9 protein-coding genes and 2 tRNA genes are annotated in these 13,905 nt (G+C 33.2%); 8 read left to right on the top strand and 3 right to left on the bottom strand.

Annotated elements, in window-relative coordinates:
• The first annotated feature begins 9 nt into the window (after positions 1-9).
• The 6 genes from ACJMLZ_RS03380 (at position 10) to ACJMLZ_RS03355 (ending at position 4,945) form a co-directional block, all read left to right on the top strand.
• Entirely contained in the window at positions 10-1,437 is a 1,428-nt protein-coding gene (locus ACJMLZ_RS03380) for a flippase (protein WP_405303952.1), read from the top strand.
• 53 nt (positions 1,438-1,490) lie between these two features.
• A tRNA-Gly gene (locus ACJMLZ_RS03375) sits at positions 1,491-1,564 on the top strand.
• Between the two features lie 8 nt (positions 1,565-1,572).
• Positions 1,573-1,646 (top strand) — tRNA-Gly (locus tag ACJMLZ_RS03370).
• 144 nt (positions 1,647-1,790) lie between these two features.
• Complete coding sequence (locus ACJMLZ_RS03365; protein WP_405303951.1) at positions 1,791-2,828, top strand: hydroxymethylglutaryl-CoA synthase; 1,038 nt, start codon at positions 1,791-1,793, stop codon at positions 2,826-2,828.
• 12 nt (positions 2,829-2,840) lie between these two features.
• Complete coding sequence (locus tag ACJMLZ_RS03360) at positions 2,841-3,998, top strand: thiolase domain-containing protein (protein WP_292820331.1); 1,158 nt, start codon at positions 2,841-2,843, stop codon at positions 3,996-3,998.
• A 23-nt stretch (positions 3,999-4,021) separates the two neighbouring features.
• Positions 4,022-4,945, top strand: a complete 924-nt coding sequence (locus ACJMLZ_RS03355) for a DUF1848 domain-containing protein (RefSeq protein WP_405303950.1) — start codon at positions 4,022-4,024, stop codon at positions 4,943-4,945.
• A 109-nt stretch (positions 4,946-5,054) separates the two neighbouring features.
• On the opposite strand, the gene ACJMLZ_RS03350 is transcribed toward ACJMLZ_RS03355, so the two are convergent.
• The gene (locus ACJMLZ_RS03350; RefSeq protein WP_405303949.1) at positions 5,055-5,306 is read right to left on the bottom strand and encodes a hypothetical protein; all 252 of its coding nucleotides are present in this window, start codon (positions 5,304-5,306) and stop codon (positions 5,055-5,057) included.
• Positions 5,307-5,440: 134 nt separating this feature from the next.
• Here ACJMLZ_RS03350 and ACJMLZ_RS03345 point away from each other — a divergent pair, with 134 nt between their 5' ends.
• Positions 5,441-6,001 (top strand): Ig-like domain-containing protein, encoded by a 561-nt coding sequence (locus ACJMLZ_RS03345; protein ID WP_405303948.1) that lies wholly within the window; start codon positions 5,441-5,443, stop codon positions 5,999-6,001.
• A gap of 287 nt (positions 6,002-6,288) precedes the next feature.
• Here ACJMLZ_RS03345 and rhuM read toward each other — a convergent pair whose 3' ends face one another.
• Complete coding sequence (gene rhuM, locus ACJMLZ_RS03340) at positions 6,289-6,435, bottom strand: RhuM family protein (RefSeq protein ID WP_405303968.1); 147 nt, start codon at positions 6,433-6,435, stop codon at positions 6,289-6,291.
• A 288-nt stretch (positions 6,436-6,723) separates the two neighbouring features.
• Here rhuM and ACJMLZ_RS03335 point away from each other — a divergent pair, with 288 nt between their 5' ends.
• Positions 6,724-13,281 carry an amino acid adenylation domain-containing protein gene (locus tag ACJMLZ_RS03335; protein ID WP_405303947.1) on the top strand — a complete coding sequence of 2,186 codons (6,558 nt, stop codon included), beginning with the start codon at positions 6,724-6,726 and terminating at the stop codon, positions 13,279-13,281.
• A gap of 159 nt (positions 13,282-13,440) precedes the next feature.
• Here ACJMLZ_RS03335 and ACJMLZ_RS03330 read toward each other — a convergent pair whose 3' ends face one another.
• The gene (locus tag ACJMLZ_RS03330) at positions 13,441-13,770 is read right to left on the bottom strand and encodes an STAS domain-containing protein (protein ID WP_405303946.1); all 330 of its coding nucleotides are present in this window, start codon (positions 13,768-13,770) and stop codon (positions 13,441-13,443) included.
• Positions 13,771-13,905 lie beyond the last annotated feature (135 nt).

Below are 13,905 nucleotides of genomic sequence, written 5' to 3'. Positions count from 1 at the left end.
GGTTAAAATATGGCTAATAAAGTAAAAACAATATTTGCAAATATGAGCTGGCTGATGGTTTCACAAATACTTACAAGTGTTTTAGCTTTTGTTTGGACCATCTTGATGGCAAGATACCTGGGACCTACTAATTATGGTATTTTTGGATCTGCAGTATCTCTTACTTCATTATTTGGGGTTTTTGCTAGTTTAGGCATATTCTCATATTTGGTAAGGGCCATATCAACGGATTTTGAAAATGAAGCCAAATATGTTAATAATACGTTAGGCCTTAAGATATTTCTATCATTCTTTTACATGGCCATAGTTTTCATTGTTCTGATTGTTCTGGGATGGGAACGATATGTAGTCGGAATAAGTATGTTATATGCTTTTGAATATCTAATTAAGACATTTCAGGATGTTATGTATGCTTCATTCCAAGCTCATGAAGAGATTAAATATCAGGCTATTACTTATACGATTGTGACTCTGCTGACTTTCATTTTCATTTTATTTGTCATTTTTACGGATTTAGGTTTGCTTGGAATTACATTTGCATATATTTTTGCAAATTTCATTGCATTGTGTTATGCCGTATTTGCAATGCGCAAACATTTTGTCAAACCTAGCTTTTCATTTGATTTTTCATTTTATAAAGTTCTAATCAAAGCAGGTATTCCTTTTGCCTTAACAGGATTCTTCTATACTATTTATTATTCAATTGATATAGTAATGATTACCCAATTTTTAAGTACATATTCTACAGGGCTTTATAACTCTGCATATAAATTGATTAGTGTTTTAGCATTATTTTATACAATTTATTCCGCAGTCATTTTTCCTGTGATGAGCAAATTATTTGTTGATGAGAAGAATCTGTTGAATCTGAGTTTTGTCAAATCAATTAAATATTTATCATTTGTTACAATCCCCATAGCAGTATTCACAGTTATGTATGGCTATGATATAATTGGAATTTATGGTGCGGAGTTTATAGAGGCCGGAGGGGTCATGAAAATATTAATTTGGACTGTATGTTTCCTATTTATAAACGGAGCCTGTTCATTAATTTTAAATGCATCCCATCAGGAATATTCCGTTACAAAAATTTATACAATTGCTGCATTTTTCAATGTGATTCTGAATTTATTTTTAATCCCTACTTATGATGTTTATGGCGCGGCAATCGCTACGGTTTTAAGTGAAATATTAATCTTGTTCTTACAAATGTATATGGTGCATAAGATTGATCAACTTCCGGATAGGCATCTGTTATATGATATCTTAAAGATTTGTTTTGCATCTGGAGTTCTGGGAGTTGTGTTATATGTTCTTGATTTGAATATGTGGTTTGCTATGCCTGTTTCAATTGTTGTTTACTTTACTGCAATATTGCTTGTCAGATTTATTGATTCTGATGATAAACTAATAATTAAGCAAATAATTGGTAAATGATACAAACATTTATATAACATTAAAACATAAGTTTACTTGTTGTTAGTTTTTATGCGGTGTTAGTCCAGCCTGGTTAAGACTCTAGCCTGCCACGTTAGAGACCCGGGTTCAAATCCCGGACGCCGCATTTTTTATGCAGTCGTGGTATAGTCTGGTTATTACTTGGGCCTTCCAAGCCTACAACCCGGGCTCGAATCCCGGCGACTGCATCCTGAACAAAATCTTTTTTTAAAATTCTTTTTTTCTTAAAAAAATAGCTATTTTTTAGTTAATTATATATAATAATATTAATATAATATAAATAGTTAAATTAATTTTTAATGTCTTTAAATATTATGATTTAAGGTGATTTAATGGTAGGAATAGTAGGATATGGGGCGCATGTACCCTCATATAGAATTAAGGTAGAAGAGATTGCAAAAGTATGGGGTGATGACCCTGTAGCTTTGTCAAATGGATTGGTCGTTAATGAAAAATCCGTTCCTTCTGCTGATGAAGATACTGCAACTATTGCAGTAACCGCTGCTAGATATGCTCTAGCAAGAGCTCAGATTGATCCAAGTAAGATTGGTGCTGTTTATGTTGGTTCTGAATCACATCCTTATGCAGTAAAACCGACTGCTTCCATTGTTGCTGAAGCGGTTTGTGCAACTCCAAAATTGACTGCAGCTGATTTGGAATTTGCTTGTAAAGCAGGAACTGCTGGTATTCAAATGTCCATGGGTCTTGTAGAATCTGGAATGGTAGAATATGCATTGGCTATTGGTGCTGACACTTCCCAAGGTGCGCCGGGTGATGCTTTAGAATATACTGCATCCGCTGGAGGAGCAGCTTATATTATCGGTAGCGAAAATACCTTGGCTGATATTAATCATACTTGCAGTTTTACAACTGATACTCCTGATTTCTACAGAAGAGAAGGTCAAAACTATCCATCACACGGTGGTAGGTTTACAGGAGAGCCAGCTTACTTCAAGCATGTTTTAAGTGCAGCTAAAATGTTATTTGAAGAAACTGACTCAAAACCTGAAGATTATGATTATGCATGTTTCCACCAGCCTAACGGTAAATTTTACTTAAGGGCAGGTAAAAAATTAGGTTTCACTTCAGAACAAATAAAACAAGGTCTCTTAACTCCAAATATTGGAAATACCTATTCTGGAGCAGTGCCTTTAGCATTATCCAATATCTTGGATGTGGCTGAACCTGGAGATAACATATTCGTTATTTCATATGGATCAGGTGCAGGAAGTGATGGATTCACAATTACAGTAAAAGATGAAATTGTTGAGAGAAGAGAATTAGCTCCAAAAACACAGGATATAATCGATGATAAGACTTATGTTGATTATGCTGTTTATGCTAAATTCAAAGGCAAAATTAAAATGTAAGGGGGCTTAAATATGAGAGATGTCGCGATTATCGGAGTTTCACAAACAAAATTTGGTGAATTATGGGATTCCTCATTTAGGGATTTAATTGCTGAAGCGGGTGTAAAAGCTTTAGTGGATGCAAGTATTGATGGAGATGATATCGAAGCAATGTTTGTTGGAAATATGTCCTCAGGACTATTTGTAGAACAGGAACACATTGCAGCACTTATTTCAGACCATGTAGGTCTTAATCCAGTTCCAACCACAAGAGTTGAAGCTGCTTGTGCATCTGGTGGATTGGCTTTAAGACAAGGAATCATGGCTGTCGCATCTGGTTTTCATGATGTTGTAATTTCTGCGGGTGTGGAAAAAATGACTGATGTAGTTGATGCTACTCCAGCTATTGCTACTGCATCAGACCAGGAATGGGAAGCGCAGCAAGGTGCAACCTTCCCGTCATTATATGCAATGATTGCAAAAAGGCATATGCATGAATATGGAACCACCCGTGAACAGTTAGCACAATTTTCCGTAGTTAACCATAAAAACGCATCCAAAAACCCTAATGCACAATTCCCATTTGAAATCAGTGTTGATAAAGTAATCAATTCCACTATGGTGGCAGACCCATTAACTCTCCTTGACTGCTCTCCGGTAAGTGACGGAGCAGCGGCAATTGTTATGGTACCTGCCGAAGATGCTAAAAAGTATACTGATACTCCAATTTATGTAAAGGCTTCCGCACAAGCTTCTGGAACACTTACTTTACATGACAGAAAAGACATTACTACTATTGAATCTACCAAAGTAGCTTCCAGAAAAGCTTATGAAATGGCAGGAGTCACAGTTAAAGACATTGATGTAACTGAAGTCCACGATTGTTTCTCAATCAATGGTTTATTGGCAGTAGAGGACTTAGGTTTTGCTGAGAAAGGTAAAGGTGGAATAGCTATTGAAGAAGGACAAACTGAAATCGATGGTGACTTCCCAATCAACTCTTCCGGAGGACTTAAGGCACGTGGACACCCATTAGGGGCTACCGGTATTGCTCAGGCTGCTGAAATCGTATGGCAACTTAGAGGGGAAGCTGGTGGAAGACAAGTTGACGGTGCAGAAATCGGTATGACTCACAACATTGGAGGAACCGGCGGTACTGCAGCTGTACACATATTTGGAAGAGATTTATAAATCTCTTTTATTTTTCTTTTTTTATGATAATAAATACTGGTTCAAGAACCGATATTCCCGCTTTTTTTCATAAATGGTTTTTGAATAGAATCGATGCAGGTTTTGTTTGCACCAGAAATCCGTATAATGGTGATATCTACAGATATCCTTTGGATTCAAAAATCATTGATTGTCTGTGCTTTTGTACGAAAAATCCCAAGCCACTTCTTAAAAACATTGATAAATTGGATGATTTCAATCAGTTCTGGTTTGTAACAATCAATCCGTATGAAAAAGACATTGAAGTTAATGTTCCTGATTTCAGAAAGGTCATAAAATCTTTTAAGGAGCTATCTGAACATTTGGGAATAAATAAAATTTCCTGGAGATATGATCCGATTTTCATCACTGAAAAATACTCTCTTGATTTTCATATGGATATGTTTGAGCTGATGGCATCAGAGCTTGCAGATTATACCAATGACTGCACGATAAGCTTCATTGATTTATATCAGAAGGTATTGAGAAATTTTTCCGAGGCAAAAGAAGTAACAAAGTCTGAACAATTGGTGATTGGCGAGAATTTCTCAAAAATAGCTAATGAATATGGAATTCAAATGAAAACCTGTGTTGAAGGAACTCTGCTTGACCAATTCGGATTTGACTCAAGCGGATGTATGACTCAAAGCGTAATAGAAAAGGCTATTGGCAATAATTTAAAAATCCCTAAAGGAAAATATAGGATTCGCGAATGTGATTGTATTTTTGGAAGGGATATTGGAGCATATAACACTTGTTTGCATGGATGTAAATATTGCTATGCAAATTATAGTCAAAAACTAGTTAAAAGGAATCAGAAGTTGCACAATCCGAATTCTCCACTTTTAATTGGTGATGTTAAAGATGGTGATGCTGTAAATGAAATTTCAGAGCCAAGCTATATTGATGCACAAACTAGATTATTCTAATATATTTTTTTAATGAAAATATTGCATTCAATTTAATCATGACTTCATTAATCTAATAAAAATTGAATGTTTTGATTGAAACATGCATTTCAATCAAGATTGGTCATAACTAGTTACTCCACTTTCTGGATAAGTCTTTATCATTGAACACTGTTTTTTCTTGGCATTCAGTTACTTCACTTATGTTTTCCCTGAAGAATTTCAGGCAATAATCTTTTTTTGGACTGAAGTTGTCACAGTTCAAGTGAATGTTTTCTTTGCAGTTATCGCAGTTTATGTCGTTGCCTGTTTTGTTCTTACAGTATAATTCATTGTTTTCAGTGAAACGATATTCACAATCTTTAAACACTATGTTATCCATTATTTTACCTCTTCAAATGTGTTTTGAATAATTTTCCTATAAAACATCTTTTATTTATTATGTATTTTATAAAATATGTACTTTAACAATTTGAAGCTTCATTTAGATATATTTGAAAAAATTATTTCAATTGAATGAAGTACTATATAGCAAATACTACTGTTAAAGTCAATAAAGCAGTTCCAAAAGATCTTATTGTTGTTACACAAGACGTAAGCTACGGTGAAGATTTAATTGTTAATGTATTCTTAAGTGATCCTGTTGCATATCGTATTAATGTTACTGTTGGTGATCAATCTAAGCTTTTAAGATTGAAAGATGGTAAAGGAACTCTTAAATTTAGCGGTTTGGCAGCTGGAACATACACTGTAGTTGCACTTTATAAAGGTGATGCCAACTATGCAGCCGTATCTGCCGATACATTTGTAGAAGTTAAAAAAGCCACTCCTAATATAACAGTTTCCGCTAAAACTTCCTGTAAATATGTTGTAGTTGATGTGTCTTCAGCCGATGAAGTTGCCAACCTTATCAATGTCACTGTTGACAATCAGTCTAAACTCGTTAGTTTAAGCGAAGGCCAAGGAACTGTCAATTTCACTGACTTTGAAGCCGGAACTTATACAGTCACTGCAACCTATAAAGGGGATAATAACTACTCTGCAGTATCTGTCGATACTACAGTAGAAGTTAAATGATGTTGTTATGAACAAAGTAATTGAAATAAAAAATTAAACATAATAATTGAGAAGTAATTCTTACTTCTCTAAATTTCTTTTTTAGCATTTTAATCGTTTAAATAGTATATTTTTTTGTTATTATTTTATTTTGTTAATTCTGACTTTGCATATTTCTTAGTATAATACTTAAATAAAATTAATATAATTATTAAATATTACTTTAACATTTTGAAGTACTTCATTAGATGTAGTTAAAAATATTACTTCAAATAAATGAAGTACTATAAAAAAATGAAAAATATATTTCAACTCAAGATGAATGAAGTGATAAATTCAGTAATAAATTGATGAAAATGGGTTGCTTCTTTACTGTTGATTCTATATCCTATTGATATGATTGCATCAAGATTATACCATTTTTGGGGTCTTCCTCCTTTTTTAGAGATTATCAACTCTGAGTTGATAAATTCATTTTGGTTTTTAAACAATTTTTTAGAGGATATGGATACTTCGTTTTCTTTTAGCTCTTTATCTTCAATTATTTTAATGAAATATTTTGATATATTTTGACAACTGGTTCCAAAAATCTCCGCTACAGCTTTTTGACTTGCTCACAATGTAAAAAACATCACAACATAGACTTGTGAAATTTCAGTTTCATTAAATATATTCCTATCTTAAATTTTATAATGAATGTTAAATATACCTTAAATTAATATAAAGATTAATGGTTTGGTAAAATGAGCAACAACACAAAAGTTTTCAATGAATACCTTTCAAAATTATGGGCAGATTTTGATGAATCATCTTTAATTTCTCCAAATAGGAACGGCGAAAAAGAAAGGGGAATCATTGAAAAATCAGAATATGAACTAAAAAAAGACGGGTTAGTTGAGTTTGTCAGGTACAATTCAATTTCTATTAATGAAATTTTATTGGCGGGTTTAACTTTAACCCTCAATAAATTCAATTTTTCAAATGAAACCTTAATTTTCAATCTGAATAATGTTCCATTTGCCACTAAATTTGAAAGCAGGCAAATATCTATTAAGGAATTTTTAGAAAAAATCCATAAAACCTATAGGGAAACTTTGGCATTTGACGGATATGTAAATGATGATGATTTTCTTTTAAAACCCGAATTTTATTATAGCTTTAATGAAGATTTAAAATCAGATTTTAAGTATTCAAATTATTTAAGCATTGTTGAAGATGATAAAACTGTTTCATTGTCCTTATTTTACAATAATGAATTATATACAAAAGAATTCATTGATCTATTTTTATCAAGCCTCGAAAATATTATAAAACAAATTATCTGTGCAGATATTGAAAAGACAAATATTTGTGATATTGCCATTTTAGATGAAAAAGCAAATGCTGCCTTCAGTGAAGTTGAAATGCCTTTGCTTCACAAACGCTTTGAAAAGCAAGTTATTGATAAAGGTGATGAAATTGCCCTTTTTGCAACTGATGCAACATTAACCTACAGGCAGTTGAATGAAAAAGCAAATGTTATTGCCAATGCATTAATTGATCGGGGAGTCAAACCCAAAAGCAATGTTTTACTCATGCTTCCAAGAGACAGCAATCTTATTGCTGCTATTTTAGGTGTCCTGAAGGCAGGATGCGCATTCATTCCAATGGACATAAATTACCCTAAAGGCAGAATCGATTATATTTTTGAAAACAGCCAAGCGGATTATCTGGTTGCGGATGGTACTGTTGAAAAGTCAATCGACGTTAATGAATTGCTTGAAGGGGAAAACATTGATAATCCTCAAGTTGATGTTGATTCTGATGATTTGGCCTATATGATTTATACTTCAGGTTCCACAGGAAATCCTAAGGGAGTAATGATTACTCATAAAAACATTACAAATTTATTCTCCAGAAGTGAAGATAATGTAATTTATAATGCTTATTCAAAAATGAAAAAGACGCTTGCACTTTCAACAGTGTCTTTTGATGCATTTTTACTTGATTTCATGCCCCTGACCTTTGGTTTGAAAATGGTTCTGGCCAATGATAGTGAGATAAAAAATATTATTGAACTGGTCGAATTAATTGAAAGGGAAAAACCGGATTCCCTTACATTTACTGCACCATCAAGATTTAAACAATATTTGGAATATGATGAATTCAGTAATCTGGTGCCTAATTTCAGATATATTGCTGTTGGCGGGGAAATGGTTCCTAAAGACTTGATTTCAATGCTCTTAAAATATCCTGATTTGGAGGTTTATAACATTTATGGGCCGACAGAAACAACAGTAACCTGCAATGCTCATAAGATTGTCAGTGCGGAAAATATAACTGTTGGAAAGGCACTGCACAATTGCATAACTGAAGTCAGGGACATTGATGGAAAATTACTGCCTCCCGGCATTATGGGTGAACTGTACATTGGTGGTAATGGAGTATCCAAAGGATATTACAATATGGAAAGTAAAACAAAGGAAGTATTCATAACCATTAATGATATTCCATATTACAGAAGTGGGGACTATGCTATTGAACTTCCAAATGGGGATTTGGTAATTAAAGGAAGAATCGACAATCAGATTAAATTGAGAGGATTGAGAATAGAAATTGGTGAAATTGAATCAAATATTGCAAGATTCCCACGCATCAATCATGTTGCTGTTGTAATTAAGAAAATTAATGATGTTGAACATTTATGCGCTTATTTTACAGCCGATGAGGAGATAGACAAAAATCTATTGAAGAGAAATCTGGCAAACAAATTAACGGAATACATGGTTCCAACAGTATTTATGCAGATTGATGAGATGCCGATATCTCCAAATGGTAAAACTGATATCAGAAGACTTCCTAAGCCAAAATTGAATTTGGAGTATGTTAAAGCAGAAAATAAGACTGAAGAAATGTTGATGGGTCTTGTTGCTTCCATAGCCAATACGGACAAATTTGGAACAACTGATGATTTATATGAATTAGGTTTCTCTTCTTTAAAATTGATGAAATTAAACTCAATGATTTTCAATGAAACAGATGTAAACATTGATATTACTTCATTGTTCACAAATCCAACAATCAAATCACTTGCAGACATAATTGACAGCAACATCGAATCTGAAATAGATGTGGAAGGAATCCTTGAAACCGCAAAGGATATGGAATGCTTCCCATTAACTGAAAATCAATTGGGAATTTATTATGAGTGCATGCAAACCGATAAGATCAAATATACTCTGCCTATTGCAGTAAGGTTTGACAGCACTGTTGATTCAAATAAACTTAAAGAATCCATTATTCAAGTTGTAGAAGCACATCCGTATCTTAAAACAAGAATCATCAATACTGATGATGGTAAATTAATGCAAAAGAGATGTGATGATGTTGAAATTGAAGAAATTGATATTGTTGAAATTGATTCCATCAGCAATAATGAAATAATGGCAAATGACGTTAAGCCGATTCCATTGAATGACAATCAGCTATTCAGATTTAAGATGTATAAAACACCTCATGAAACCATTCTCTTCAGTGATTTCCACCACATTATTACAGACGGAGTATCTCAGGATAATTTCTTCAATGAGGTAACCAGAGCGTATAATGGTGAAGAAATAGAAACGGAGAAGATTAACGGTTATGTATATAGTCTTATTGAAGAGAAAACTTCCCTTAGTGAAACATCTAAAAAATTCTTCGAAAATCAATTTGCACAAGGAATAGAATCAACTGTCTTAACTCCAAATATAAACGGCAATCCTGATATGGGAAACATTAAGCTTGTTTCAGACCAAGTGAATTCCACTTTTGTTAGACACTTCTGTAAGGACCACTCAATTAGCCCAAATGTTTTATTCATGGCGGCAATACTTTTGAGCCTTAATAAATTCACATTCACGGATAAATCATTAATTACAACAATCTTTAATGGCAGGGCAAACTCAAATTACTTCAACACACAAGGAATGTTAGTTAAGACATTGCCTGTTATTGTAAATAGTGAAAATCGTAACATGATGGTTGAAGATTATATAAGAACAGTTGATAAATCCTGGAAGGATGCGGTAATCCACAGCGATTATCCATACACAAAACTTGCAGAGGAATATCAGTTAAAGCCAGAATTCTTCTATTCTTATCGTGAATTTCTTATAGATAAAATTGAACTAAATGATAAGAACTATAAGATAATCGATCTTGACGGTACCGTTTCAACAGATTATAAAATAAACTTCGATGTCTTTGATGATGGGGAAAAGATAACATTGTATCTTGAATATAATGACCAGATTTATACTAAGGAGTATGTTAATTTATTCCTGCGTTCAATCAAATACATTTTATTCCAATTCTTTATATATGATATGGATAAATTAAGAATAAAGGATATTGAACTCGAGGAAGGCAAAACTCCAGAATTTGAAGAGATAGACACTCCAATTTTACATAAACGTTTTGAAAAGCAAGCTATTGAAAAAGCAAATGATGTGGCATTGGTTGCAAGCGATGCTACTTTAACCTACGGGGAACTGAATGAGAAGAGTAACAGGATTGCAAATGCATTAATAAAAAAAGGTGTAAAGCCAAAAAGCAATATTCTTATCATGCTTAACCGGAATAGCAATTTAATTGCTTCTATTTTAGGTGTCCTGAAGGCAGGCTGTACATATGTTCCTATTGATTTGGAATATCCTCTCGAAAGGATTAATTACATTTACGAAAACAGCCTGGCGGACTATATAATAAGCAATGAAACTTCTGATAATTCATTAAATGTTAGTCAACTTCTTAAGGAAGTAAATACCACTAATCCTTCAGTTGATGTCAGTCCTGATGATTTGGCATACATGATTTACACTTCAGGGTCTACAGGCAATCCTAAAGGAGTAATGATAAGCCATAAAAACATTTGTAATCAAGCTCAAAACCCAAAATCCACTTACGGAAGTTTGCTTTGCATTACAACAATCTCTTTTGACGTGTCCGTTGATGATATATTGACATCTCTTTCAAATGGATTGAAATTGATATTGGCTGATGATTCTCAAATCAAGAATATTCATGAGCTAATTGAATTGATTGATGAAAATAAACCGGAAGTTTTAGAAATCACTCCTTCAAGACTTGCATCATATCTTGAACTGGATGAATTTTGCAATGTGGTTTCATGTTTGAAATGTGTTTTTCTTGGAGGGGAGCAGTTTTCAGCAAAAGTCTATGAAGATTTAAGAAAATACTGTGATGCTGTTGTTTATAACAGTTACGGTCCAACAGAAACGACAATAACTTCAAACAACAAGAAAATAAATGATATTAACGATATAACTGTAGGACCTCCTTTAACCAATTATGTAACTGATGTTCGTGACATTGATGGCAAGTTGGTTCCTAATGGCGTAATGGGTGAATTATACATTGGGGGCATGGGTGTTGGAAAAGGATACTACAACATGCCTGAAAAAACAAAAGAGACATTCTTAACTATCAACGGTATTCCATATTATAGGAGTGGGGATTATGCAATTGAACTTCAGAATGGTGAAATTGACATCAAGGGAAGAATAGATAATCAAATCAAACTAAGAGGTTTGAGAATTGAAATTGGTGAAATCGAAACTAACATAAACCAGTATCCGAATATAAAACAAGCGGTTGTAGTCATCAAAGAAATCAACAATATGGATCATTTGTGCGCATATTATACTGCATCAGATGTAATTGACAGCAATGACTTAAAAGAGTTTTTAGAAAACCGCCTTACCCGTTATATGGTGCCAACAGCATTTATGCAGCTTGATGAAATGCCGCAAACACCAAATGGCAAGACTGACATTAAAAGACTTCCCCAACCAAAAGTGCAGCTGCATTATGTAGCGCCTAGGACAAAGCTCGAACAGGAGATTTGTGCAATATTTTCGTCCATATTGAATATAGAACCTGTTGGTGCAGAGGATGATTTCTTTGAAATCGGGGGAACATCACTAGTTGCATCTAAATTAATCATTGAAATGCTTAAACGAGATTATAATGTAAAATATGAAGATATATTCAATAATAAGACTCCTGAAGCATTGGCAAAATTCCTGTCTGGTGAAAATGATTCTCAAGAGGACTCAAACATAGAAAATGATATCATAAAAAACTACAATTATGGAAAGATTAATAAACTTCTTGAAGAAAATACCCTTGAAAACTTCATTGGGGGAGAGAAATCAAAATTGGGCAATGTATTATTGACTGGAGCTACAGGATTTTTAGGAATCCATATTCTTTATGAATTCATCAGGAATGAGAAAGGAAAAATATATTGTATGTTGAGAAAAGGCAATTTCGCTTCATGCGAAGAACGTTTCATCGCTTTGATGGATTATTATTTTGATGGGGATTGCACTGACCTAATTGGGTCACGTATTATCCTAATTGAAGGGGACATAACGGACATCGATGATTTCAAAAAGCTTGAAGATGAAGAAATTGATACAATAATTAATGCAGCAGCTATTGTAAAACACTATACAGCCGATGACTATATCTTCAAGGTGAATGTTGACGGGGTAATCAATGGAATTAAATTCGCACAGACTAGAAATGACTTAAAATATGTACAAATATCCACAATCAGTGTCCTTTCATCATATTCTCTAAATGAGGAGACATATCCAAATCAGGATTATGACGAAAAAACATTTTACTATGAACAGGATTTAACAAACAAATACATAAAAAGTAAATTTTTAGCCGAAAGGATAGTTTTAGAGGCGGCGGTAAATGGGCTTCCTGTAAAGATAATAAGGGTTGGAAACCTGATGAGCCGTTATTCAGACGGTTTGTTCCAGAAAAACTATGACACAAATGCATTTTTAAATAACATTAAGGCTATTAAAAAACTAAAAGCAATAACTCCTATGATGGCTGATGAAGAAATGGACATGAGCCAAATAGATTATGTTGCAAAAGGAATACTTGCACTTTGTAAAACTCCAGAAAAATCCAGACTATTCCATTGCATGAATGACCAGTATATATCCTGTAGGGATATTGTCGATGCATTGAATAGGCAGGGTTATGGAATTGCCGAAGTGGCTTTCGATATGTTTAAAAAAATCTATCAGCAGAATATGGGTGAGAATATACAGGGCATGATCACTTCAGATATTTCAATCGAGGAGTTCGATAAAAGAGATAACTTCGAAGAAAACGTTAAAATCGAACAGACTATTGAAATTCTTCATTCATTAGGATTCAAGTGGCCTAAACCAGATAAGAATTATCTTAAACGATTGATAGATTATCTAAATAAATTTGATTATTTTGAATAGGATGTAAAATGAAATTGTGAACTCGAATTAGAGTTGTTATGGTGAAATGGCTGTTAATATGGAATATGTTATGAGGATATTGACAGGAAATTTTTATCTTAATAGTGTGAGAATACTTTGACTTCTTTAGGTCGAGGATGAATTCACAAGTTTAATCGATTAGTTTCTAATGATATTTAATATTTTATCAAGGCCGGCCATCTCAAAAATGTCCTTGTTGATGTCATTAACTTTAATGATGAATGGAATATTTTGGGGGTTTAATTTTCCTTTGACGGTAAATAAAACTCTTAAACCCGCACTTGAAATGTATTCTAATTCTGTAAAATCAATTATTAATGAATTAAAGTTGCCTATTTCATCAATTATCTCATTTTCAAAGTCGGGGGCTGTAGTTGTGTCGATTTTATCTTTAACTTTTATTGTTAATTCCTTTTCATTATATTCTTTTATTAAATCCATATCAATTCCTTCATTTTTTCTTGTCAATAGTTATGTTTGTTTAGAATTTAAATTTTTTTAATGTTTATGGATAACTTTGTTCTAGGATTTTTCTTTGCAAATTTTGGAATTTAAGACTGTCAGGTTTATAAGGACTCTTCAGGACCTATCAGCAAATCAATA

It is taken from the genome of Methanobrevibacter sp. (genome assembly GCF_045126245.1).
GTDB lineage: Archaea > Methanobacteriota > Methanobacteria > Methanobacteriales > Methanobacteriaceae > Methanocatella.
This window is presented reverse-complemented; position numbering and strand designations above follow the sequence as displayed.

Coding starts and splice junctions, on each gene's coding strand:
- ACJMLZ_RS03380 (WP_405303952.1), top strand. CDS start 10: ATGGCTAATAAAGTAAAAACAATATTTGCAAATATGAGCTGGCTGATG.
- ACJMLZ_RS03365 (WP_405303951.1), top strand. CDS start 1,791: ATGGTAGGAATAGTAGGATATGGGGCGCATGTACCCTCATATAGAATT.
- ACJMLZ_RS03360 (WP_292820331.1), top strand. CDS start 2,841: ATGAGAGATGTCGCGATTATCGGAGTTTCACAAACAAAATTTGGTGAA.
- ACJMLZ_RS03355 (WP_405303950.1), top strand. CDS start 4,022: ATGATAATAAATACTGGTTCAAGAACCGATATTCCCGCTTTTTTTCAT.
- ACJMLZ_RS03350 (WP_405303949.1), bottom strand. CDS start 5,306: ATGGATAACATAGTGTTTAAAGATTGTGAATATCGTTTCACTGAAAAC.
- ACJMLZ_RS03345 (WP_405303948.1), top strand. CDS start 5,441: ATGAAGTACTATATAGCAAATACTACTGTTAAAGTCAATAAAGCAGTT.
- ACJMLZ_RS03335 (WP_405303947.1), top strand. CDS start 6,724: ATGAGCAACAACACAAAAGTTTTCAATGAATACCTTTCAAAATTATGG.